The following is a 21475-nucleotide window of genomic DNA, read 5'->3' as shown; positions in this document are numbered from 1 at the left end:
CAGTTCCCTTTGCAGTCTTTTTTCTTACTCAAATAACGGTTTGATCTCCTTGAACAGTTCCCTGTCCGCCTTGATCTTATCCTCATTTCCGACTACACACACAGCTCCTGTCTCAAGGACTGCCTTTGTGATCGGTGCGAGGGCGCGGATATCTTCCACGGTCGCGTTTAAGATCTCCTCGCGCTCTTTTTTCAGCATCTCATCCGTCACTCCGGAATACCATGCGGAGAGTCCGCGGCTTCCCTTTAAGGACGGAGTCAGCGGAGTATCAATATCGCTGATGGTTCCGATGACATATTTTGTCATCGTGCGCTCATCCGCCTCGAAATTCTCCAGATAATCCGGGATTCCGAGATAGATATCATCACTCTTCTTCACCTCCGGATCACGGTAGGAGACAAAATATCCCTCACCGGAACGCCCGATGCCGCTCATGCAGCCGTATGCACCGCCTTTCACGCGGATGTTGATCCAGAGATAATCATAGCTTAACATCACTTTTAAGATCCGCAGCGCGCCTGTGTAGGAATATCCGCTTCCCGCGAAGGTTCCGCAGTGTGCCACATAGTTGACCTTGGAGGAGGAAGTAAAGCCCTCATTTCTGTTCTCCTTCGGTGCTGTGAACGGATAGATTTTTCCGGTTCCTGCCGGGATCTTCTCAGAAAGCTTCTTCATCGCGCCTTCCAGATAAGAGAATCCTTCCTGGTCAGCTGTGTAGCTGACTGTCATGTTCTCTCTCGTAAAGAGCACTGCCATCACACGCTTCAGGCCGGCAATGATCTCGTCGTTCTTTGTCTCAAAGTTCTTTGCCAGGTCCTCTAAGAATTTATAGTATCCGATCCCACCTGTCATATCGTTGAAATAGGAAGTATCGGAGAAGTAGGAGGTCGCTCTCGCAACGGCCGCCGTGTGACCGGATCCCATGAGTTTCATCTGGGACTTTGACTTTCCTTCGCTCAAGATCTCATTTAAGCGCTTTTCATCATCGAGAACCGAGCGGTTGATGATCTCTTCCAGGATCTCGAATCCAAAGTCAAGTTTCTCATAGAGGACTCTCGCGCTACAAACGAAAACTCCTGTGAAGCTTCCCGCTTTCGCAAGATCCGGGTAGGAGGTTACGGAGAAGGAAACACCGCCGCTGTTTAAGAAGATCTCACTGCTCAGATCACTGTAACTGTAATTTTTTGTATCCACATATCCGAGGACGGATTTTAAGAGTCCGAGATACGGCAGGTCTTCCATCGGAACCCGGTTCGTATTGAAGAGGACTTTCAGATATCCGATCCCGGATGTGAACATCTCGTGGCGGACCACGGTGATGCCGTCAAGCTTTGTCTCCTCAAAGATCAGCTTCGCAGGCTCTCTTCCGATCTCATCTCTCGTCAGCATCGGGATCTTCTCGAGGTCTTCCTTCGGGGACGGGGTGTCCTGGTACTCTTTTAATTCCTTTGTCTGGCGAATCAGCGCATCGATTTCCTCTTTGGAGAGGCTGTCCTTGTATTCCTTTAACTTCTTTGCAGTCTGCTCTTCGATCCGGGCGGTAAGGTTCTTCTTCGGGCTTGCGATCACAACCGCCTCATATGGGTTGTCGAGAAGGTATGTCCTGATAAGTCCTTCAAAATATCCATGGTCAGCGCCTTCTTTTAAGGCTGCGAAGGTCTCCTCATACTCTAAGTGCATCATCGGATCGCCGCCGTAGAGCCAGCTGTCCAGGCACTGGAGACCGTACATGAGTCCCTTCGGCGCAGAACCGTAGTCCGCCTCGCGGTACTGGAATTCGTAGTTGTTGATCCCGGCCTTCAGGCTCTTTTTCTCGATGCCGCCGTCCACCAGTTTTCTCAGTGTGGATTTTACAACTTTCACGAACTCATCTTTCTGCTCACGCTCTGCATTCTTTGCGATCACGGAGAAATACGGCTGCAGGATCCCATACTCGTAGCCGCCCATGATATCGTCGCCGATCCCCGCGTCTAAGAGTGCTTTTTTAAGCGGTGCGCCCGGCGCATCTAAGAGCACATACTCCAGGATCTGGAACGCCACATACTCCTTCGGGGAGAGCTCGTTTCCGGCCTGCGTGTTGATCGAGAGGTAAGTCGCATGGTCAAGGCTCTCGGACTCGGAGACGGAATAGAAGATCTCCCGCTCGATCGGCTCCTTGAATTTTTTCTGGATCCGGATCTCGGAATCGATCTCTTTTCTGTCATACTTTCCGAGATATTCCTCATCGAGCCATTTTAATTTTTCCGCCATGTCCATATCTCCGTAGAGGTAGATATAGCTGTTGGACGGGTGATAATATTTATGATAGAACGCAAGGTAATCCTCGTAAGTCAGCTTTACGATGTCCTCCGGGTCTCCGCCGGACTCAACGCCATAGCAGGTATCCGGGAACATTGCCGTGTGGATGAAGCTGTCCAGAACGCTCTCCGGGGAGGAAAATACCCCTTTCATCTCGTTGTATACAACGCCGTTGTAGGTGATCTCATCTTCCGGACTCTCGAGCTCATAGTGCCAGCCTTCCTGCATGAAGATCTTCTTCTCTTTTCCGATATTCGGATGGAAGACGGCGTCCATATATACGTCCATAAGGTTCTGGAAATCCGTCTCATTGCAGCTCGCGATCGGGTACACGGTCTTGTCCGGGTAGGTCATCGCGTTTAAGAATGTATTCAAAGATCCCTTTACAAGTTCCACAAACGGGTCCTTCACCGGGAATTTATCAGATCCGCAGAGCACGGTGTGCTCGATGATGTGCGGAACACCGGTGCTGTCCGCCGGCGGTGTCCGGAAACCGATGCAGAATACTTTGTTGTCATCCTCGTTGCTCATGAGGAAAATATTTGCCCCTGTTTTTTTATGCTCTAAGATCATACCGTCGGAATTCAGTTCCGGGATATGTTTTACCTGCCGAAGACGATACGCGTCAAGGGCTTTGACTGATTCGATCTGGCTCTCCATGTCTGAAAAAATCCTTTCTTTTTTACGCTATAGTCGTAACCGAATTGCTCCGCACTTCGTGCTCCCGCAATCCTGCCCCCCACATTCGTAATCCGCTCATTTTTTCTTCGAAAAAATGGCTACTTACTCATGTGGGGAGTGGGTCTCAAACTTATAATCCCGCCTGCAAGCAAGCTTGCGTCGGGCTTCTAAGCTTGATCCCCTTGGTTACATATTCCCCACAAATTTATCTTTTAATATCGCAAAACACTCTCTCACGCAAAAATGTACAAACAGCACGGGATCCGACTTTGCGGAGATGCCGCTGACGTTGGGGAGACCAACGTGGCGGGCGATCCCTTTGGCGCGGAGTTCGTGGAAATTGCTGGTGAGAATCCCGACCCGGATCACGATCTCCTCATCCGGGGGGAGAAGATATCCGGATTCCGCCATGGCGGCGCGGAGTGTCGCACGGCGGATCCGCTCACGCTCTGTAATCAGCATTTTGCTGTATACCATATTTTCGTAAGTGCTGCGGGATGATTCCTCAAGAAGCAGCTGGTAATCCGGGACTCCGCGGCTCTTCATGTAGCGGTACATGGCGGATGCCTCCGTCACGTCCTCGTCATCCCCCTGTCCGCCGGAAAGCACAAATACCGTGTTCGGATGATATGCCGCGTACTCCACAGCCTTTTCCAGACGCCGCTCCAGCGTGCGGCTGATCGTATTTCCGCGCACCTGCGCACCGAGAACGATCACATAATTGACGCTCTCTTTCTGAAAAGACAGCGCGCCGAATCCCATAAGGAGCTCCACAACGATGAAGATAAATGCGATCGCTGAAAAGAATGTGATCACAGCTACTTCGATCTGCACCGGTACTCTGTCACGGATCCGCGGATAAAACTTTCCCACGGCCGCCATGATAAAAAATCCCAGCGCCAGCACGATCCAGATGGCGGAAAATGAGGTTCCCGCACCGGAGTAGATCACGATCACACCATAATAAATGAGACACAATATTCCCAGGATGCCAAAAATTACTGTCACGATCATGCCTCCTTTCTAAATCCTGCACGCAGCCATTCAGCTTTGTCTTCTTTCCGGATCCGGATCTTACTCCGCCTCTTTCTTGCGGAGAATATCGTACTGCTCCACTTCCCCGTCCAGATCGATATAAAGGATCTGTTTCGGATGCGGTGCGCTCTCCTGACTCTCGCCTTCCTCTGTGTAGATGCCGCGGACAAGCGCGGAAATATTTCTTCCATCCGGCTTCATGATCTCGATCGTCTCGCCGACAGAGAATTTATTCTTCTGCTCGATCTTCGCGAATCCTCTCGCATCCCGCTCTTCCACGGTTCCGAGGTAGATATAGTTCTTCACGTAAGTATTGCTGTCATAGATCTGGGTCTCGGAAGTCGGTTTTCCGAAGTAGAAGCCTGTGGTAAACTCACGATACGTACACTTTCCGATTTCTTCCTTGTACCACTCCATGTTCGCCTTATATTTTTCCGGGTCCTCCAGATAATCATCGATCGCTTTGCGATAGGTTCTCGCGACAGTCGCCACGTAGAGGGCCGTCTTCATGCGTCCCTCGATCTTAAAGCTGTCGATCCCCGCATCGATCATCTCCGGCACATGTTCAATCATGCAGAGATCCTTGGAGTTGAAGATATAAGTTCCGCGCTCATTCTCATAGACCGGCATGTACTCGCCCGGTCTTGTCTCCTCGACAACGGAATATTTCCAGCGGCACGGATGGGTACAGGCACCCTGGTTCGCGTCGCGCCCCGTAAAGAAGTTGCTGAGCAGACATCTTCCGGAATAGGAGATGCACATGGCGCCGTGGATAAAGCTCTCGATCTCCATGTCCTCCGGGATGTGCGCGCGGATCTCTTTGATCTCCTTTAAAGATAACTCTCTGGCGGATACGACGCGCTTTGCGCCGAGTTCATGCCAGAAAAGGTAAGTTCCATAGTTTGTATTGTTCGCCTGTGTGCTGATATGGATCTCCATATCCGGGAGAACTCTCTTAGCGATCGTAAAGACACCCGGATCCGAGATGATCAGCGCGTCCGGACGGATCGTCTTTAATTCCTCAAAATATGCCTCCACGCCCGGGAGGTCATCGTTGTGTGCGAGGATATTCGCCGTGATATATACCTTTACGCCGTGGTCATGGGCAAATTTGATCCCTTCCATGATCTCTTCGTTCGTAAAGTTTTTCGCTTTGGCGCGGAGTCCGAATGCCTCACCGCCGAGATATACGGCATCGGCGCCGTAGATCACGGCCGTCTTTAAGACATCAAGGCTTCCTGCCGGAATCAGAAGTTCTGTTTTTCTCATAACTAATCCTTTCCTGACCTGTTTTTTACACTGAGCGCGACCCCATCGCCCACCGGCAGGATCGAAGTCTCAAATTCATCCATATGTTTCAATGTGTACAAATACTCTCTCATTCTCTCATGGATCGTGCGGTCCCGACGCTCCACCGCGTAGCGGGATTCCATGATCGTCCCGTCCTGCAGGACATTGTCAGACATTAAGAGTCCGCCGTCTCTCAGCAGGCGCAGGATATCCGGCAGCCAGTTGATATACTGCCCCTTTGCTGCGTCCATGAAGATAAAATCAAAGGAGCCGGAAAGCCCCGCGAGGATTTCCCCGGCGTCGCCCTCCAGCAGCGTGATCTTTTCTTCCATCCCTGCGAGGCGGAAATTTTCCTTCGCCTCCGGGATCCTTTTTTCATATTTTTCGATTGTCGTGATCCGGCAGTTTTCCGGCATTACAGACGCCATCAAAAGCGCTGAATACCCCACCGCCGTTCCGACTTCCAGGATCCTGGCAGGGGAAACAAGCGTCACCATTGTCTTTAAAAGTGCCGCCGTCTCCCTGCGGATGATCGGAACTCTGTTTTTTACCGCAGTCTCCGCGATCTGTTCAATGAGCTCCCCATCCCCCTGATCCAGGGAATTTATATAAGCCGTAAGTCTGTTTTCCGTGATCATGATTTCGTATCTTCCTTCGCAGCATCTTCCGGGCTTTCCTTTAAAATATCGATCAGCTCTTTGGAGTCCTTCGATGTATTTAACTCATAGGTTCCGGCCTTCACCTCGTATCCATAGCATTTTGCCTGGATCGTAAAGGTACGCGGGTCACGGATCAGGCCGGCTTTCTTTAAGATCTTTCCGACCTCTTCCACCGACTCGTTTCCGGTGAGCTTCACGCTCTTCTCTGTTCCCGGCTCCGCCTCCATCGCCGGCGCATAGAAGATCCCGTGGCCAAAGGAGTAGGCACTTCTCGCCCCGGTGACGATCAGGATGGCAGCAAGTCCATACAGGATGATCCGTCCGGATGTGCTGATGACAAACAGGCTGATCTTGTTGATTTCTCGTGTTATCTTGCTCATATCATTCCCCTTGCAGGTAGCTCCGCCGTGTATCTTCTTGTTTTCATGTGCATGAAAACAAGAAGCCGGGGGCGTTCCCCCTATACTGAGCTGTGCCAAAAATTGCTTATGCAAGCAAGCTTGCAACACAATTTTCAGCCCAGCTCAGTGCACGGCTAACTGGGTTCATTTAAACTTCCATGATGATTGGAAGGATCATCGGGTTTCTCTTGATGCGCTTCCATAAGAAGTCGCTTAAGCTGTCGCGGATAATGTTCTTGATCTTGCCCCAGTCGGATACGTGGCGCTCTAAGCAGTCTGCAACAGCCTGATCCACGATCGCCTGTGCCTCCTCCATCAGATCCTCAGACTCACGCACGTAGACAAATCCGCGGGACACGATATCCGGTCCAGAGAGCAGGAGATTGGAGTGTTTCTCAAGTGTCAGGACAACGATAATGATACCGTTCTGGGCAAGGTTCTGGCGGTCACGGAGAACAATATTTCCGACATCGCCGACACCGAGTCCGTCAACGAGAACGCCGCCGGCCTGTACATGATCGATCACATCTGCGCCGCTCTCACCGATCTCGAGCACATCTCCTGTGTGGAGCATCACAACGTTCTCCTTCGGGATGCCGAGAGAAATCGCAAGCTCCTTCTGTGCCATTCTGTGGCGGTACTCACCGTGGATCGGGATCGCATATTTCGGACGTACCAGAGAATAAACGAGTTTGATCTCCTCCTGGCATGCATGCCCGGATACATGGGTATCCTGGGAAATTACGGTCGCGCCCTTCATGGAGAGTTCGTTGATAACTCTCGATACGGCTTTCTCATTTCCCGGGATCGGGGTAGAACTTAAAACGACAACATCGCGCGGGGTAATGGATACTTTTCTGTGCATGGAGGACGCCATTCTGGAGAGAGCCGCCATGGACTCACCCTGGCTTCCTGTCGTGATGAGGACGGTATCCTCCTCCTTATAGTTCTTTAACTGCTCGATATCGATCAGGGTTCCGTCCGGGATGTTGATATATCCGAGTTCCTGTGCGGTTCCGATGACATTGACCATGCTGCGGCCTTCCACAACGACTTTTCTTCCGTACTTGCAGGCGGAGTTGATGACCTGCTGCACGCGGTCCACGTTGGAAGCGAATGTCGCAACGATGATCCTGTTCTGCTGGTGCTCAGCGAAGATCGCATCGAACGTCTTTCCGACCGTCTTCTCGGACATCGTAAAGCCAGGACGGATCGCGTTCGTGGAATCACATAAAAGTGCGAGCACGCCTTTCTTTCCGAGTTCCGCAAGTCTCTGGAGATCGGTCACGTCACCGAATACCGGCGTGTAGTCGATCTTGAAGTCACCGGTATTTAAGATGATTCCCGCCGGTGTAAATACAGCAAGAGCAGCCGCGTCCTCGATCGAGTGGTTCATCTTGATAAATTCCACGCGGAAGCAGCCGAGATTGATGGACTGTCCGTGTTTTACAACCTTGCGCTTTACGCTGCGCAGCATGTTGTTCTCTTCGAGTTTATGGTCGATCAGTCCCATAGTCAGCTTGGTCGCATAGACCGGCGCGTTCACCATTTTTAACACGTACGGAAGCGCACCGATATGGTCCTCATGGCCGTGGGTGATGACAAATCCTTTTACCTTCTCATAGTTATCTTTTAAGTAGGTTACATCCGGAATGACAAGGTCGATTCCAAGCATATCGTCGCTCGGAAATGCGAGTCCGCAGTCCATCACGATAATGCTGTCGCCGTACTCGATGGCTGTCATGTTCATTCCGATCTGTTCCAGTCCCCCGAGAGGGATAATTTTGACTTTATAGTTTTCTGTATCATTTTTCACGTTCTTCACGATTCATAACCTCTTTCTTTTTTTCTTCATTTTTCCTGCACTCACTGCAAAGTCCGTAGAGCTTTACCTCGTGGTTCATCACGAGAAAGCCCAGTTTCTCCATCACTTCCGCCTCCAGGCTGTCTAAAAGGTCCGATTCCAGGGAATACACCTTTCCGCAGCCTGTGCAGATGGCATGGTGATGGCGGTGTCCCGATGCGCTTTCTTCACCGTTCAGCTCATACCGGGTAAAACCGTCATCAAATGTGACTTTGTCGATTACATGCAGATCTAAAAGGACCTGGACAGTCCTGTATATCGTAGCCAGTCCGATCTCCGGGCTGTTTACTTTCGCCAGATCATAGATTTCTTCCGCGGTCAGATGTTCCGCCGGGTGCGACGCAATAATATCCAGCACGATCATACGCTGATTTGTCACTTTTAATCCTGCCTTGCGAAGCAGTCCTTTTACTGTCTCATCGTTCATTTTCTCGTCTCCCAACATCTATCCCGCAAAAATTTACTCAGTCTTATCTCCGTCAGATAAGACCGGGTCAAACGCCCGTTGTGGGCGCGCATTGTCTTATTTTACTGTTTTTCCAGATCCACGTCGTCAAGAAGCTCTGCGAAGATCTTCATGAGTCCTTCCAGCTCGTCCTCATCTTCCACGAACTCATAGAGGGCATCCGCCTCCTCAGCGCCGGACATATCCTTTAAGATATAGCAGTCACCTTCCTCATCGTCATCTTCCGCATCTGTGACGAGAAGATAGTTCGCTCCGTTTAATTTTGTCTCTTCCACAACGTAAAATTCGAGTGTCTGGTCATCGTCGACCAGTGTGATCTTTCTCTCTTCCATACATATTCTCCTGTTTGCTGCAGCCCACAGCCGGGCCATCTGCCGAGTGTTTCCTGTTTTCGTAGTTACACGTTTCGTTCTCAGTCTTCCTGACGATCTTCTTTCGTCTTTAAGCAGTCCAGATATCCCTGTAAGATCAGGCCCGCGGCAACTTTATCGATCACCGCTTTTCTGTTCTCGCGGCGCACTCCACTCTCCATCAGGATCTGTTCCGCAGCAACGGTCGTGAGACGCTCATCCCAGTAATGCACCGGAAGTCCGGTACGGCGCTCTAACATTTCTCCGAAGGCTTTCGTTTTCTCAACGCGCTCGCCCTCTGTATTGTTCATATTTTTCGGGAGTCCCAGAACGATCTCCGTGATCTCATACTCCCTGATCAGCTCCTCGATCCGGGCACACGTCTTGCGCAGTTTGTTCTCATCCTTGCGCTCGATCGTCTCCACGCCCTGGGCTGTCAGAAGAAGTCCGTCACTGACCGCGACTCCCACAGTCTTTGAACCGAAATCCAGTCCGAGTATTCTCATAAACTCTGTCCTCTGTTATTTTTCCTCATACCAAAACCAGCCGGATATGTTCCTTCCCGGCTGTTTGTTCTGGCGTCGTATCTGTTCAGTACCTGACATCTCATCCTTTGCGGAAAGACTAGCGGAGTCTCGTCTCGATATAGTTCTCCATCAGCTCTTCCAGGATCTCGTCACGTTCTACTTTCATGATAAGGCTTCGCGCGCTCTTATAGCTCGTAATATAGGTCGGATCGCCGGACATGATATAGCCGACGATCTGGTTGATCGGGTTATACCCTTTTTCGGTCAGTGCTTCGTAGACTTCACGAAGGACCTCGCCGACCTCAAGCTTCTTATCTTCCTGTACCGCTTTAAAATATTGTGTATTACTGATATCGCCCATAAATATCCTCACGTCCTCTTGTGCTGATATAAATCAGATTTATATCAACCCTTTTGTTGCTATTCTTTATTCTACTCTAATTTTATCGTTTCTGCAATACAAACTTGCCCGGCTGACCATCGGCGGCGCTGCGTTACGGTACACGAGCATTCCATGCCCGCGCACTGTAACGTGATTTTGCCGATGCTTCGCATTCCGAATCGGCAAAATCTGCGACCACAACGGTATCATACGGAATTTTCAGTTCAGAAAATTCCTATCCGTGAAAAGTAACTCCGCCGCTCTATGAGAGCAGCATGATCTCCTCCGTCAGGAATTCCTTCAAGGTTCCCCTGACAAATGTATTTTTCAGCATCTTCGGATCGCGCCCGTCAAGTCGGACCGCTGCCTTCACATATTCCTTCGTATATCCGGTCATGCAGACCTCGCTGTCGATCGTCACCGGCTCTTCGAGGAGGATCTCCTGCTCCGTCCCGAGGAATGATTCCCGGTATTCCCCGGACATTTTTTTCTCGAGTTTTAAGAGAACGGCACTCCGCTCCTTCTTCACCGGCTCCGGCACCTGGTCAGGCATCCGGTCCGCGCGGGTTCCGGCACGTCTGGAGTACGGGAACACATGCATCTCATAGAAGTGGACCTTCTCAAGGAATTCCCTTGTCGTCTCAAAATCCGCATCCGTCTCACCCGGGAATCCCACGATGACGTCCGTCGTGATCGCCGGATTCTCAAAATATTTTCTGAGGATCGCGCAGCGCTCCGCGTACTCCTCACAGGTGTAATGGCGGTTCATGCGCTTTAAGGTGTCATCGCATCCGCTCTGTAAAGAGAGGTGGAAATGTGGGCAGATCTTCGGAAGCTTTGAAAGCTCCTCCGCGAACGTTTCCGTGATCACACGCGGTTCCAGGGAGCCGAAGCGGATCCGCTCGATCCCATCGATCGCATGCAGCCGTTTGATCAGTGTCAGAAAGTCGATCCCCTCATCCTTGAAGTCGATGCCGTAGGAAGTCAGATGGATGCCTGTGAGGACAATTTCCTTGTAACCTTCCTCCGCCAGGATCTTTACTTCCTCCTCCACGTCCTCCGGCCGGCGGCTTCTGACGCGGCCTCTCGTGTACGGGATGATGCAATAGCTGCAGAACTGGTTGCATCCGTCCTGGACTTTGATGAACGCACGGGTGTGTTCCGCCTGCTTTTTAATGTGAAGCTTCTCGTACTCATTGGATCCCGCGAGGTCCGTGATGGACTCTTTGATCTCTTTTCCGGCAAACCAGGCGTCTAAAAGCGGAACGAGATCCGCCTTGCGGTTATTTCCGATGATCAGATCGACAGCGGCGTCCTCTCTCAGTTTGTCCGCTGCCGCCTGCACATAACAGCCTGCCGCGACAACGACCGCGTCCGGATTTTTCGCCTTCGCGCGGTGCAGCATCTGGCGTGATTTCTTGTCTGCCACATTCGTCACGGAGCAGGTGTTGATGACATAGACGTCCGCTTTCTCCTCAAATCCCACGATCTCATATCCAGCGGCCTCCAGAAGCTGTTCCATCGCCTCCGTTTCATACGCATTTACCTTGCAGCCAAGATTGTGAAGCGCTGCTTTTCTCATATTCTATCTCCTCATATTATATAATCAGTTTCTGTCACTATACCCGGATTTTGCCGATGCTTCGCATTCCGAATCGGCAAAATCTGCTGCCACAACTGTATTGTACGGAATTTTCAGTTCAGAAAATTTCTACCGTGTACAGTAACATACAGTAACACGTGACATACTCCCACCACTTAGCTCACGCTTGAAGTGGGGGCTTCTCGTTCGATTACCCCGTTGGGCAAAGCATTCACGAGCGATCCCCGTGTGTCCCACGGTTCTTTTTGGCTGATATCTTTTTATGATGCTTTTTCGCTTTTTTCTAATATGATCCCGGATATTCTCAGGCCTTCCCGGCAGATATTAATCGCCGCATTTTCATCACGGTCCATCTGGTTTCCGCAGCTGCAAAGATATACCCGCTCTTCCAGTTTCAGATCATGTTTTATTTTTCCACAACAACTGCATGTTCTGGAACTGGGATACCAGCGGTCGATGCGGACAAGTTTCTTTCCTTCCCGTTCCAGTTTATACTGCAAAAAATCTGTGAACATTCTCCAACCGTTGTCATGAACACTTTTTCCAAAATGATGTTCCCCGCTCATCGTCTTCAGATCCAGATCTTCAATACATACGATATCATAGAAATTGGTTATCTTTCTTGATTCTTTATGTAGATAATCTTTTCTCTGGTGAGCGATATGCGTATGGATCCGCGCCACTTTTTTCTGTTGTTTTTTGTAACGATTGCTCCCCTTCCGGCAATGACTCAGTTTTCTCTGCGCTTTCGCCAGTTTTTCCTCGCTGTTTCTGAAATAGTGCGGATAACCTGCATGTTTTCCATTGGAATCTACATATAGTTCTTTCATGGAAAAATCGAGTCCGACGGCCTGCCTTATATTCCTTGTTTCCACCGGCTTTTCTTCACAAAAATACAGAAGAGAAACATAATACCGCCCATCAGCTTCCATACAGACGGTTGCGCCTTTCAGGCAGGCATCTTCCCGGATCTTACGATGCTGCCGGATCCGGATCCAGCCAGTTTTGGGGAGCTTCAGTTTCCCCTCTTTTAACAGGATATTTCCATTGACACTGTTTGTGGTATAGCTTTTAACAGGATTCTTTTTTGACTTGAATCTCGGAAAACCAAACGATGGATCCCGGAAAAAGTTTTTATATGCAATCTGTAGGTGCAGCTGGGCATTGCACAGAGCAAGGCTGTCCACTTCTTTTAGCCATGGAAATTCTGCCTTATATTTTGCCGGAGTGACCTTTAGATTTTTTCCGGTCTTTTCATAGCATTCCTTCTTTTCTGACAGCATCCGGTTATATACGAACCTGACACATCCAAATGTTTTTGCAAACAGTTCCTGTTGTATTTTATTGGGATAGATCCGAAACCGGTATACTACGTTCATGTTTTTTCTCCCCCTGTGTCTCGATGTACTGGCGGATCACTTCGATCGGAGCTCCGCCGGCACTCAGGAGGCAGAAGCTCTGACTCCAGAACATTTCCTTCCAAAGCTTCTGCCGGATCTCCGGATACTCTTTTTTGATCAGACGGCTGCTGGCACTTTTATAGGCATTGATAAATTTACTGAGTTCCGACTTCGGATGGGCACGGAACATGATATGAACATGGTCCTCATCGTGATTCCACTCTTCCAGGGTGATATGATATTTGGGCGCAATGTATTCAAAGATTTCTCGTGCGCGATCCGAGATCGGATCATTCAGGACCTTTTTCCGGTACTTTACGACCAGGATCAGATGATAATAGAGTAAAAATACTGAATGTGCATTATTGTCAAGTTCTCTCATATTTATCGGACTTTCTTTCTATTTCGACTGATTTAATTATATCACAACTGAGATCATTTGTCTATTACATTTCAGAACATTTGTTCTGCTTAATCTGCAATCTATTTTCCCTTCAGGCTTATTCATTGTATGCAGAATTGATGATATAGCACGACTACAAAAATCAATATATGAGAAGTTTACAATACACAGCACAGCTATGTGCAATAATCTGATATCTACATACCAACTATCGCACTATGCAAGAGATGGCAATTCATCTCACCACCTATAGAGGTGGGAGAATTCTTGCTGATTCTTGTTAAACATTATTCAAGATACCTCTTGACTTTTCATGCATGTCCATTTAGTATGAAAGTAGGTTTTTCTATTTTATCAGAATAACAAATATTCGAGTATTGGGAGGAACACTGACATGAAAACCGTTAAAATTTCTTTAAACTCCATCGATAAAGTGAAGTCTTTTGTAAACGACCTTACAAAGTTTGATACCGATTTCGACCTTGTTTCCGGCAGATACGTCATCGACGCAAAATCCATCATGGGAATCTTCAGCCTGGATCTTTCCAAGCCGATCGATCTGAATATCCACGATGGCGGAAACACAGAAGAGATCCTTACCGTACTTGCTCCGTATATCATTGAAGCATAAGAAAAAAAGGGTGTAACTGTAAAGGTACTGAACAGTTACAAGGTTTTAAAAACTGCCGGAATCTTACTTCCGGCAGTTTTTTTGCACCTTTTTTTAGATGCAGCGGATCACTTCTCTCGTCTCAAGTGCCGTCTTCATCAGTTCATCGATCTTCTCATCCAGCTTCTTTTCGGAATTTTTGATTTTCTTTAAGCTCGGCTTTGTGACCGGATGCTTTGCGACGAAGATCGTGCAGCAGTCCTCATACGGAAGAACGGATGTCTCGTAAGTTCCGATCTTTAAGGAAATATCCACGATATCCTGCTTGTCGAACGCGATGAGTGGTCTCATGACCGGAAGCTCGCAGACTTCATTTGTAACGGCGAGGGACTGCATCGTCTGGGATGCAACCTGACCGATGCTCTCGCCGGTGACGAGTGCCAGACAGTCATTCTCCTTCGCGATCGTCTCCGCGATCTTCATCATATAGCGGCGCATGATAATTGTAAGCTCGTCATGCGGGCACTGGTCGTAGATGTAGAGCTGGATATCGGTAAAGTTGATGATATTTAAGCGAATCGGACCTGTGTACTTTGCGACAAGTTTTGCGAGATCAACGACCTTCTGCTTCGCGCGCTCACTTGTATACGGCGGAGCATGGAAATAAGTCGCATCGATCGTAACGCCGCGCTTCGCGATCATCCAGCCGGCAACCGGGCTGTCGATACCGCCGGATAAGAGCAGCATCGCACGTCCTGCGGTTCCGATCGGCATTCCGCCCGGTCCCGGGATCGTCTCGGAGAAGATGTTGATCTTGTGGCGGACTTCCACACGGAGTAATACGTCCGGTGTGTGGACATTTACTTTTGTCTCCGGGAATGCGTTTAAGATCACCTCGCCGAGGTCGCGGTTGATCTGGTCGGAAACGACCGGATACTGCTTATTCGCACGTCTCGCGACAACTTTGAACGTAAAGTGTTTATCTTCATATGCGTCATCGATATACTTGACCACCTGGGCCTTTAAGTCCTCGTAGCCGTTGTCCTCGATCTGGACCATCGGGCAGATCCCGACGATACCGAATACATGCTGGAGAGCGTCGATCACTTCATCGTAATCGAAATCTTCAGATGCCTCCGCATAGATTCTTCCGGCTTCCTTTGTAACCTCGAACTTTCCTTCCAGGTTCTTTAAACGGTGATGGATCTGTTTTACAAGGGCGTCCTCAAAGAGGTAACGGTTCTTTCCCTTTACGCCGATCTCCGCGTATTTAATTAAAAATGATCTGTATTTCACGGAATTTCCTCCATTGGTTTTCTATATTTACGCTCTGCGGTATCTCCGCAGCATCGGAACAAGCTCTTTTAACACGTCCAGGCAGTAGTCCACCTCTTCCTCCGTATTGAATGCGCCGAAGGAGAAGCGGAGTGTGGAATCGAGCAGGGAATCCTTCACGCCGATCCCCTTTAAGGTTCCGGACACACCCGGATGGTTGGATGAACATGCGGAACCGGAAGAAACGTAGATCCCTTTATCTTCCAATGCGTGTAAAAGCACTTCCGCTCTCACGCCCTCAAATCCTGCCGCCACGATCTGCGGTGCACTGTCACGTCCGGTAAGTCCGTGGACCGTAACGCCGTCCATCGCCTGCAGGCCTTTCACCATGCGGTCCTTGATCGCGTAGAGCTTATCGATCTTCGCGTCATGGTCTGTATAGACCATCTTTGCCGCAAGGCCAAGTCCTGCACAGCCCGGAACGTTCTCGGTTCCGGAGCGCATACCTTTCTGCTGACCGCCTCCGTAGATGATCGGTTTGATCTTCACGCGCTCATCGATATAGAGGAAGCCGGTTCCCTTCGGTCCGTGGATCTTGTGGCCGCTGGCAGATAACAGATCGATCCCCTGTTTTTTCGGGCGAATCACATATTTTCCGTAAGCCTGGATCGCGTCAACATGGAAGTAGACGGACGGCTTTTTCTCCTTGATGATCTTCGCGATCTCCTCGATCGGCTCCACAGCGCCGATCTCGTTGTTCACATACATGACGGACACCAGGATCGTATCGTCGCAGATCGCCTCGCGGAGTGCATCCAGGGAGACATGTCCGTTGTGGTCGACCGGAAGGTAGGTCACGCGGAAACCAAGCTCTTCAAGAAATGCTGTCGTATTGTAGATGGACGCATGTTCCACGCAGGAGGTAATGATGTGGTTTCCGGCGCGCTTGTTTGCAAGCGCCGTACCGATCAGCGCCATGTTGTTGGACTCCGTTCCGCCGGAGGTAAAGAGGATCTCCTTGTCCTTTACCTTTAACGTTTTCGCGATCTCCTCGCGGGCAGTCTTAATGTAGTTTTCCGCCTCCACACCTTTCATATGTCTGGAGGACGTATTTCCATAATCCACGGTCATTGTCTCAGCGACGATATCGCGCACCTCATCGAACGCGCGGGTAGTCGCGGAGTTGTCAAAATAAACTTCTCTCTTATCCATGAGTTTTATTACTCCCAGTTTGTCAGCAATAACTCCATGCACACAGTTTTCCTGCTGTCATTTTTCCGTTATCCTGACCGTTCTCCTTATTCTCGTATTCCACGTTTCTTCATGATTCCAGCAATAATCCGACCGCCGCCATCACGAACATTCCGGCCGTCTCGGTTCTCAGGATCCGCTTTCCGAGTGTCACCGGTCTCACGCCGGAGTTCATCGCAATCTCCACTTCCCCGTCCGAAAATCCGCCTTCCGGTCCGATAAAGATGGACAGTTTCTGTCCCGGCTTTAAGCTTCCGATCAGCTCTCTCGTGAGCGCCATTCCGCCCGCACCCGGGAGACTTTCCGAATCCTCATAAGGAATGATCGCCAGGTCATCCATTTTCGCCGCCTCGATCGCCGCCTTGAATTTCATCACATTTCCGATCTCCGGCACGATCATGCGCTTCGACTGTTTCGCCGCGCTCTCGGAGATCCCGTACCAGCGTTTTCTCTTCGCTTCTTCCTTCTTTGCGTCGAGCTTCACCACCGCGCGGTCGGTATCCACCGGAACGATCTTTGTGACGCCGAGTTCTACACATTTCTGGATGATAAATTCCATTTTATCTGCTTTCGGAAGTCCCTGGTACAGAGTCACCTGTACCGGGAGCTCCGTATCGTCCACCTCTTCCGGCAGGATCTTCGCGAGAACCTTGTCCGGAAAAAGCTCCGTGATCTCGCAGAGGCAGTTCGTTCCCTTTCCGTCGCTGAGCAGGATCTTCTCACCCGGCTTCATCCGCAGCACGTTTTTAATATGATTCACATCCGGGCCGGTGATCACGGCCTCCGTCCCTGTAAAAAATTCTGTTTCCGTAAAAAAATGGTACACTATTTCTTCCTCGCTGTAAAGGATACCCACTCGCCCTGTCTTGTCACTTCAAGGATCTCGAACGCTTCGTTTGCCTCGAGAGCTTCGCGGACCGCCTGTTCCTTCATATCAATGATACCGGAGCTGATGAAGATCCCGCCTTTCTTTAAGTGGAACGGAACCTGTTTCTGGATCAGGATGATAATGTCGGCGAGAATGTTTGCCACAACGATATCGTAGCACTCGTATCCAGCTGCGTCCTGGGTTGCCTTGTCGTCGATGATGTTTCCCTGGATCACGCCGAACTTCTCCTCCGGGATCTCGTTCGCAGCCAGGTTTTCATGGACAGCCGTGATCGCATTCTCATCAAGATCAGTTCCGAATACATAATCAGCGCCCAGTTTTAAAGCCGCGATCCCGAGAATTCCGCTTCCCGTTCCGAGGTCAAGGACCTTTACGCCCGGCTTTACATATTTTTCAAGCTGGCGGATACAGAGCTGCGTTGTCTCATGTTTTCCGGTTCCGAAGGCGGTTCCCGGGTCGATCTGGATCAGGAGCTTGTCCTTATGTTCTTCCGGGATCTCCTCCCAGGTCGGCTTGATCAGGATATGGTCCACGGTAAACGGTTTGAAATACTGTTTCCAGTTGTTGATCCAGTCCTTATCATCCGTCTCGGACTCTGTGATCTTTGCGGTTCCGATATTTACGAACTGGCTGATCTCCTCAAGTCCCTCGCGGACTGCTTTTAACTTTTCTTCCGTATCTTCATCCTCATCGAGGTAGAAGCTTACACGGGCAGTACCGTCGTCCGGCGGGAGTTCCGGGAGAATATCGATAAACATTCCCTTTGTCTCACTCTCTGTGAGCGGCACGTTGTCCTCGATCTCCATTCCTTCGATCCCGATATCATCGAACATACTTCCGAGATAGTCCACTGCGTCCGTGGTCGTCTCAAGAGTGAATTTCTTCCATTTCATATGCTGTTTCTCCTTTTTTATGATCGCCGGTCAGGACCAATCGTTTTATTCCGTTCTGTCATATCCGGCTTTCCGCACATATGCCTGTATCCTATATGGATGCAGACGAAATCACATGATATCATAACATAGTTTCACAGGCTTTGCAAGGTGGGACTTTACTGCGTCATATACAAAGCGGGACAGAGCTTTCTGCCCTGTCCCGCGAAGTGAATGCTATGAAATTTTGTAAATGTTCAGGCCTGCTGAATCGATACGAAATATTATGCCGTCTTTTTGTTCGGACGGACGAATAAGATGCATCCCACGATGATGCAGATCGCAAACATCGCTCCGCCGACGCCCATCGTCATTCCGACGCCTGTCATCGTCCACATCGGAACGAGACCTGCGAATGCTTCCTTCCAGCACATAACTGCGCTGTACACACCGTGGTTATCCGGTGCACTGGAGTTGGAATCCGGGTCAACCGCACGGACAAGCGCAAGACCTGTCGCTGTGTTTCCGGTACCTACGCCGAATGCCATGATCGCTTTCTCGAACCACTCATCTTTACAGAAGAGTTTGCAGAAGCCGAGGGCGATCGCAAGTGTCAGTGCACAGCAGATTGCTGTGTAGACAACGATCGGTACGATATATGTACTGATCAGGTCGATATCTAGAGTTGCCATCGCCGTGAGGACAACGACCTCAAGTAAAAATCCGCTGACATGTTTGATCGTCTTTACATCGATGTAAAGTCTGATTGTTTCAAAGTTGAATCTGGTGTGTCAATGCCCTAAAAGGGGCGACCTTCATTTCTACATCATGATATTCATGAGAAGGGGCTGCATGTAATTTACTGTGTCAATGCCCTGAAAGGGGCGACCTTCATTTCTACTTCTTTTCCATGCTTTGAATTCAAAAAGAGTCGGTTGTGTCAATGCCCTGAAAGGGGCGACCTTCATTTCTACCTGTAGCAAGAATGAACCATAGGAAGTAACAACGATTAGTGTGTCAATGCCCTAAAAGGGGCGACCTTCATTTCTACTACTGCAGGATATGAATAGTGAGATTTGAAATCCTGAGTGTGTCAATGCCCTGAAAGGGGCGACCTCCATTTCTACCCTTGCCTCTGGGAACCCGCATAAATAAAGGCTTTGCGGACCCGTTTTTGCAAGTATTTTCCAGAATATTCTGAAAAAGGCTTTTTTGAAGGTGATTTTTGGCATGTTCACACTTTGTTCATATTTGTCGCAGAAACGAAGGTAATTTCTCGCTTTCAGCTGCCCCCATTATAACAGACTTCTTCAGGTTCCACAAGCAGATTATTTCCCATTATTGTGACCATTATTTGCGATCCCACCATCTCCCAGCGGTGAGCTTCCGGACAGGAGTGCATGATCCGGGGATCTGGCTTCCTCTTAGCTCACAGGTGACTGCGTTGGAGAACAGCGGATACTTATTTGAGCAAAGCGAGTTGTGTCCCAGTACACAGGCTTTCTTGCCTGCGCACTGGAACAGGATTTTGCCGATGCTTCGCATTCCAAATCAGCAAAATCCGCAGCCTCAACTGTATCATACGGAATTTTCAGTTCAGAAAATCCTATATGCCCATAGCAGCTGTCTCCACGTTCTCCGCCCTTAGCAGCCGCCCGGGAGGTTCTTCCCTAAAACCCAAAATACATCTCCCGCAGCCCCCGATTCGCCAGAACCGCCAGATACCTCTTCATCCGCATCCGTCCTGCATTGTGCGTCACATTATAACTGTTAAGATCCCAGCTCCCGGACAATTTCTCTATGATCCTTCCATCCTCACGGTTTTCCTGATCCAGCTCTTCCAAAAGCTTCAATGCAGCCTGGTACTCCCTGCGGCTGTCGTTCTGGAGGAAATCATAAAACATCTCCTGAAACGGAAATACCCGTTTGTAAAACTCATTGATCTGCTCGAGAAGCCCGAAAAAATACTCCAAAAAGTCCACATTCTCCGTTTCCTGCACTTCCAGCAGCTTCCGATACCGTTCCCCGAGCTTCCTCAGCCACTGGTCCGTCTCCTCCGGGATCTCCACCTCATCGGATCCATCCCACCAGTACAGGCGGTCCGCATCGCTGATATAATAATTCGGCTTTCCCTTGAGTTCCTTTGGAGTATCAAAAAAAGCAAAAAATCCATCCTGACGCAGAAAATCGCTCGTTCTCAAAGGCACTGCCGGCTCCCTGCGTTTTTTCTCCCGGAACTTCAGGATCTCCGGTGCCGCATAAACCTTCCTCGTTTCATCATGATAGACATGTTCCCGCAGTTTCGCCCACTCTTTCCAGAATTCTCGCCCCATGAGTTCCGCTGTCAGAAACACGATCACTCTTGCCGGAAGAAACTCCGTATATCCCACGATCTCCTTCCATGCAGTATCCGTCACCGCCTCTCTCTCTTTCCGCTCCATCTTTACAAGCGCCCACAGATCATCGATCCCGCTCTCTCCTTTTTTCTCAAAATACTTCCTGAGCGCCATCTTGCAGTGATAAACTTCCGCCGGATACGTTCCATCCGGCTCTTTTCCGCATAAACATTCAGTTCCATTGGCGATATAGATAAGATCGGCCAGGTCTGTTCCACCCGCCGCAAACCGAAGTCCCTCGGGAATCAGCTCCATGATCTTCCGGACATCAGGCGCATCGTAATCGCCATCCGCAGACTCCAGTCCCAATTTTTCGCCCAGCTCCCACAACCGATCCAGGCGCTTTTCTCTCGTAAACTCCGTTTTCAGGATCTGGTTCAGCCATCCGACTGCCTCTCCACCATCAAGAATATCGCCATCGACCATCGCCGCCCCCGCTTCATCCGAATAGAGTTCATACAGCATATAAGCCGCCGCCATCACATCGAGAAATTCATTACTGCCGACCTTTCCTGACCACAGACGATTTCCCTTTTCATCATACTCCACCGTCTCCCAGGCATCGTCCTGAAAGTAATTGTAATGGAAACGCACTTCCTTTCCATACGTCTTTTTCACCGGGCAGAGCAGAGAAATCTCATGTCCATACAGCTTCACGTCATCAAACGACATCATGCCGCCGTAATAAAACACCTTCATCATCTGCTCTGTAAACAGTTCCCTCTTATCGTCCGGAACCGCCATTCTTCCTTTATAACCCATAAATGTTCCCATTTTTTCACCCTTTCGCAGCTGTTCACGTCTCCATAATTACAGGCCGAAT

Annotated in this window: 20 protein-coding genes; 1 reads left to right on the top strand and 19 read right to left on the bottom strand. The window is 49.7% G+C overall.

Going from position 1 to position 21475, the window contains the following annotated elements; translation table 11 throughout:
- Positions 1–24 precede the first annotated feature (24 nt).
- From V2546_RS04900 to tnpA, 13 genes are all read right to left on the bottom strand, one after another.
- Complete coding sequence (locus V2546_RS04900) at positions 25–2958, bottom strand: insulinase family protein (RefSeq protein WP_329751692.1); 2934 nt, start codon at positions 2956–2958, stop codon at positions 25–27.
- Positions 2959–3165: 207 nt separating this feature from the next.
- The gene (locus V2546_RS04895) at positions 3166–3987 is read right to left on the bottom strand and encodes a YdcF family protein (protein WP_486463526.1); all 822 of its coding nucleotides are present in this window, start codon (positions 3985–3987) and stop codon (positions 3166–3168) included.
- Between the two features lie 66 nt (positions 3988–4053).
- A complete protein-coding gene (locus V2546_RS04890; protein ID WP_118321136.1) occupies positions 4054–5283 on the bottom strand; it encodes a peptidase U32 family protein in 1230 nt (409 codons plus the stop codon).
- Positions 5284–5285: 2 nt separating this feature from the next.
- Positions 5286–5942 (bottom strand): O-methyltransferase, encoded by a 657-nt coding sequence (locus V2546_RS04885; RefSeq protein ID WP_118532889.1) that lies wholly within the window; start codon positions 5940–5942, stop codon positions 5286–5288.
- A complete protein-coding gene (locus V2546_RS04880; protein ID WP_118297088.1) occupies positions 5939–6343 on the bottom strand; it encodes an endolytic transglycosylase MltG in 405 nt (134 codons plus the stop codon). The genes V2546_RS04885 and V2546_RS04880 overlap by 4 nt, the downstream gene beginning before the upstream one ends.
- 169 nt (positions 6344–6512) lie before the next feature.
- A complete protein-coding gene (locus V2546_RS04875; RefSeq protein ID WP_329751753.1) occupies positions 6513–8180 on the bottom strand; it encodes a ribonuclease J in 1668 nt (555 codons plus the stop codon).
- Positions 8170–8655, bottom strand: a complete 486-nt coding sequence (locus tag V2546_RS04870) for a Fur family transcriptional regulator (protein ID WP_118297089.1) — start codon at positions 8653–8655, stop codon at positions 8170–8172. Before V2546_RS04870 ends, V2546_RS04875 begins: the two co-directional genes overlap by 11 nt.
- Before the next feature lie 101 nt (positions 8656–8756).
- Positions 8757–9026, bottom strand: coding sequence for a DUF1292 domain-containing protein (locus V2546_RS04865; RefSeq protein WP_118297090.1), 270 nt, complete (start codon positions 9024–9026; stop codon positions 8757–8759).
- An 80-nt stretch (positions 9027–9106) separates the two neighbouring features.
- Positions 9107–9550 carry a Holliday junction resolvase RuvX gene (gene ruvX / locus V2546_RS04860; RefSeq protein ID WP_118297091.1) on the bottom strand — a complete coding sequence of 148 codons (444 nt, stop codon included), beginning with the start codon at positions 9548–9550 and terminating at the stop codon, positions 9107–9109.
- A 118-nt stretch (positions 9551–9668) separates the two neighbouring features.
- On the bottom strand, positions 9669–9932 hold the full coding sequence (locus V2546_RS04855) for an IreB family regulatory phosphoprotein (RefSeq protein WP_118297092.1): 264 nt from the start codon (positions 9930–9932) through the stop codon (positions 9669–9671).
- A gap of 283 nt (positions 9933–10215) precedes the next feature.
- The gene (gene mtaB, locus V2546_RS04850) at positions 10216–11535 is read right to left on the bottom strand and encodes a tRNA (N(6)-L-threonylcarbamoyladenosine(37)-C(2))-methylthiotransferase MtaB (RefSeq protein WP_118321137.1); all 1320 of its coding nucleotides are present in this window, start codon (positions 11533–11535) and stop codon (positions 10216–10218) included.
- A gap of 281 nt (positions 11536–11816) precedes the next feature.
- The gene (locus V2546_RS04845) at positions 11817–12935 is read right to left on the bottom strand and encodes an RNA-guided endonuclease TnpB family protein (protein WP_329751690.1); all 1119 of its coding nucleotides are present in this window, start codon (positions 12933–12935) and stop codon (positions 11817–11819) included.
- Positions 12898–13338, bottom strand: a complete 441-nt coding sequence (tnpA, locus tag V2546_RS04840) for an IS200/IS605 family transposase (RefSeq protein ID WP_117483318.1) — start codon at positions 13336–13338, stop codon at positions 12898–12900. Before tnpA ends, V2546_RS04845 begins: the two co-directional genes overlap by 38 nt.
- Positions 13339–13753: 415 nt before the next feature.
- On the opposite strand from tnpA, the gene V2546_RS04835 reads away from it, so the two are divergent.
- The gene (locus V2546_RS04835; RefSeq protein ID WP_015555013.1) at positions 13754–13990 is read left to right on the top strand and encodes an HPr family phosphocarrier protein; all 237 of its coding nucleotides are present in this window, start codon (positions 13754–13756) and stop codon (positions 13988–13990) included.
- Between the two features lie 93 nt (positions 13991–14083).
- Here the strand turns inward: V2546_RS04835 and thiI are convergent, their stop codons facing one another.
- From thiI to V2546_RS04805, 6 genes are all read right to left on the bottom strand, one after another.
- On the bottom strand, positions 14084–15265 hold the full coding sequence (gene thiI / locus V2546_RS04830) for a tRNA uracil 4-sulfurtransferase ThiI (protein WP_118297094.1): 1182 nt from the start codon (positions 15263–15265) through the stop codon (positions 14084–14086).
- Positions 15266–15292: 27 nt separating this feature from the next.
- A complete protein-coding gene (locus V2546_RS04825; protein ID WP_118297095.1) occupies positions 15293–16456 on the bottom strand; it encodes a cysteine desulfurase family protein in 1164 nt (387 codons plus the stop codon).
- 109 nt (positions 16457–16565) lie between these two features.
- Complete coding sequence (locus tag V2546_RS04820) at positions 16566–17321, bottom strand: 16S rRNA (uracil(1498)-N(3))-methyltransferase (RefSeq protein WP_329751689.1); 756 nt, start codon at positions 17319–17321, stop codon at positions 16566–16568.
- Positions 17321–18277 (bottom strand): 50S ribosomal protein L11 methyltransferase, encoded by a 957-nt coding sequence (gene prmA / locus V2546_RS04815; RefSeq protein ID WP_118297097.1) that lies wholly within the window; start codon positions 18275–18277, stop codon positions 17321–17323. The genes V2546_RS04820 and prmA overlap by 1 nt, the downstream gene beginning before the upstream one ends.
- 263 nt (positions 18278–18540) lie before the next feature.
- Complete coding sequence (locus V2546_RS04810; RefSeq protein WP_215703607.1) at positions 18541–18948, bottom strand: hypothetical protein; 408 nt, start codon at positions 18946–18948, stop codon at positions 18541–18543.
- 978 nt (positions 18949–19926) lie between these two features.
- A complete protein-coding gene (locus V2546_RS04805; RefSeq protein WP_329751688.1) occupies positions 19927–21426 on the bottom strand; it encodes a hypothetical protein in 1500 nt (499 codons plus the stop codon).
- Between the last annotated feature and the right edge of the window lie 49 nt (positions 21427–21475).

The organism is Clostridium sp. CM74B_53 (assembly GCF_036318045.1).
Taxonomy (GTDB): Bacteria; Bacillota; Clostridia; order Lachnospirales; family Lachnospiraceae; genus Pilosibacter.
Note: the sequence above shows the minus strand (reverse complement) of the source record. Positions and strands in the feature narration are given on the sequence as shown.

Bases quoted from the DNA above. Each gene is read 5' to 3' on its own strand.
- V2546_RS04900 (WP_329751692.1), bottom strand. From the start codon at position 2,958: ATGGAGAGCCAGATCGAATCAGTCAAAGCCCTTGACGCGTATCGTCTT.
- V2546_RS04890 (WP_118321136.1), bottom strand. From the start codon at position 5,283: ATGAGAAAAACAGAACTTCTGATTCCGGCAGGAAGCCTTGATGTCTTA.
- V2546_RS04885 (WP_118532889.1), bottom strand. From the start codon at position 5,942: ATGATCACGGAAAACAGACTTACGGCTTATATAAATTCCCTGGATCAG.
- V2546_RS04880 (WP_118297088.1), bottom strand. From the start codon at position 6,343: ATGAGCAAGATAACACGAGAAATCAACAAGATCAGCCTGTTTGTCATC.
- V2546_RS04870 (WP_118297089.1), bottom strand. From the start codon at position 8,655: ATGAACGATGAGACAGTAAAAGGACTGCTTCGCAAGGCAGGATTAAAA.
- V2546_RS04865 (WP_118297090.1), bottom strand. From the start codon at position 9,026: ATGGAAGAGAGAAAGATCACACTGGTCGACGATGACCAGACACTCGAA.
- ruvX (WP_118297091.1), bottom strand. From the start codon at position 9,550: ATGAGAATACTCGGACTGGATTTCGGTTCAAAGACTGTGGGAGTCGCG.
- V2546_RS04855 (WP_118297092.1), bottom strand. From the start codon at position 9,932: ATGGGCGATATCAGTAATACACAATATTTTAAAGCGGTACAGGAAGAT.
- mtaB (WP_118321137.1), bottom strand. From the start codon at position 11,535: ATGAGAAAAGCAGCGCTTCACAATCTTGGCTGCAAGGTAAATGCGTAT.
- V2546_RS04845 (WP_329751690.1), bottom strand. From the start codon at position 12,935: ATGAACGTAGTATACCGGTTTCGGATCTATCCCAATAAAATACAACAG.
- tnpA (WP_117483318.1), bottom strand. From the start codon at position 13,338: ATGAGAGAACTTGACAATAATGCACATTCAGTATTTTTACTCTATTAT.
- V2546_RS04835 (WP_015555013.1), top strand. From the start codon at position 13,754: ATGAAAACCGTTAAAATTTCTTTAAACTCCATCGATAAAGTGAAGTCT.
- V2546_RS04825 (WP_118297095.1), bottom strand. From the start codon at position 16,456: ATGGATAAGAGAGAAGTTTATTTTGACAACTCCGCGACTACCCGCGCG.
- prmA (WP_118297097.1), bottom strand. From the start codon at position 18,277: ATGAAATGGAAGAAATTCACTCTTGAGACGACCACGGACGCAGTGGAC.
- V2546_RS04810 (WP_215703607.1), bottom strand. From the start codon at position 18,948: ATGGCAACTCTAGATATCGACCTGATCAGTACATATATCGTACCGATC.
- V2546_RS04805 (WP_329751688.1), bottom strand. From the start codon at position 21,426: ATGGGAACATTTATGGGTTATAAAGGAAGAATGGCGGTTCCGGACGAT.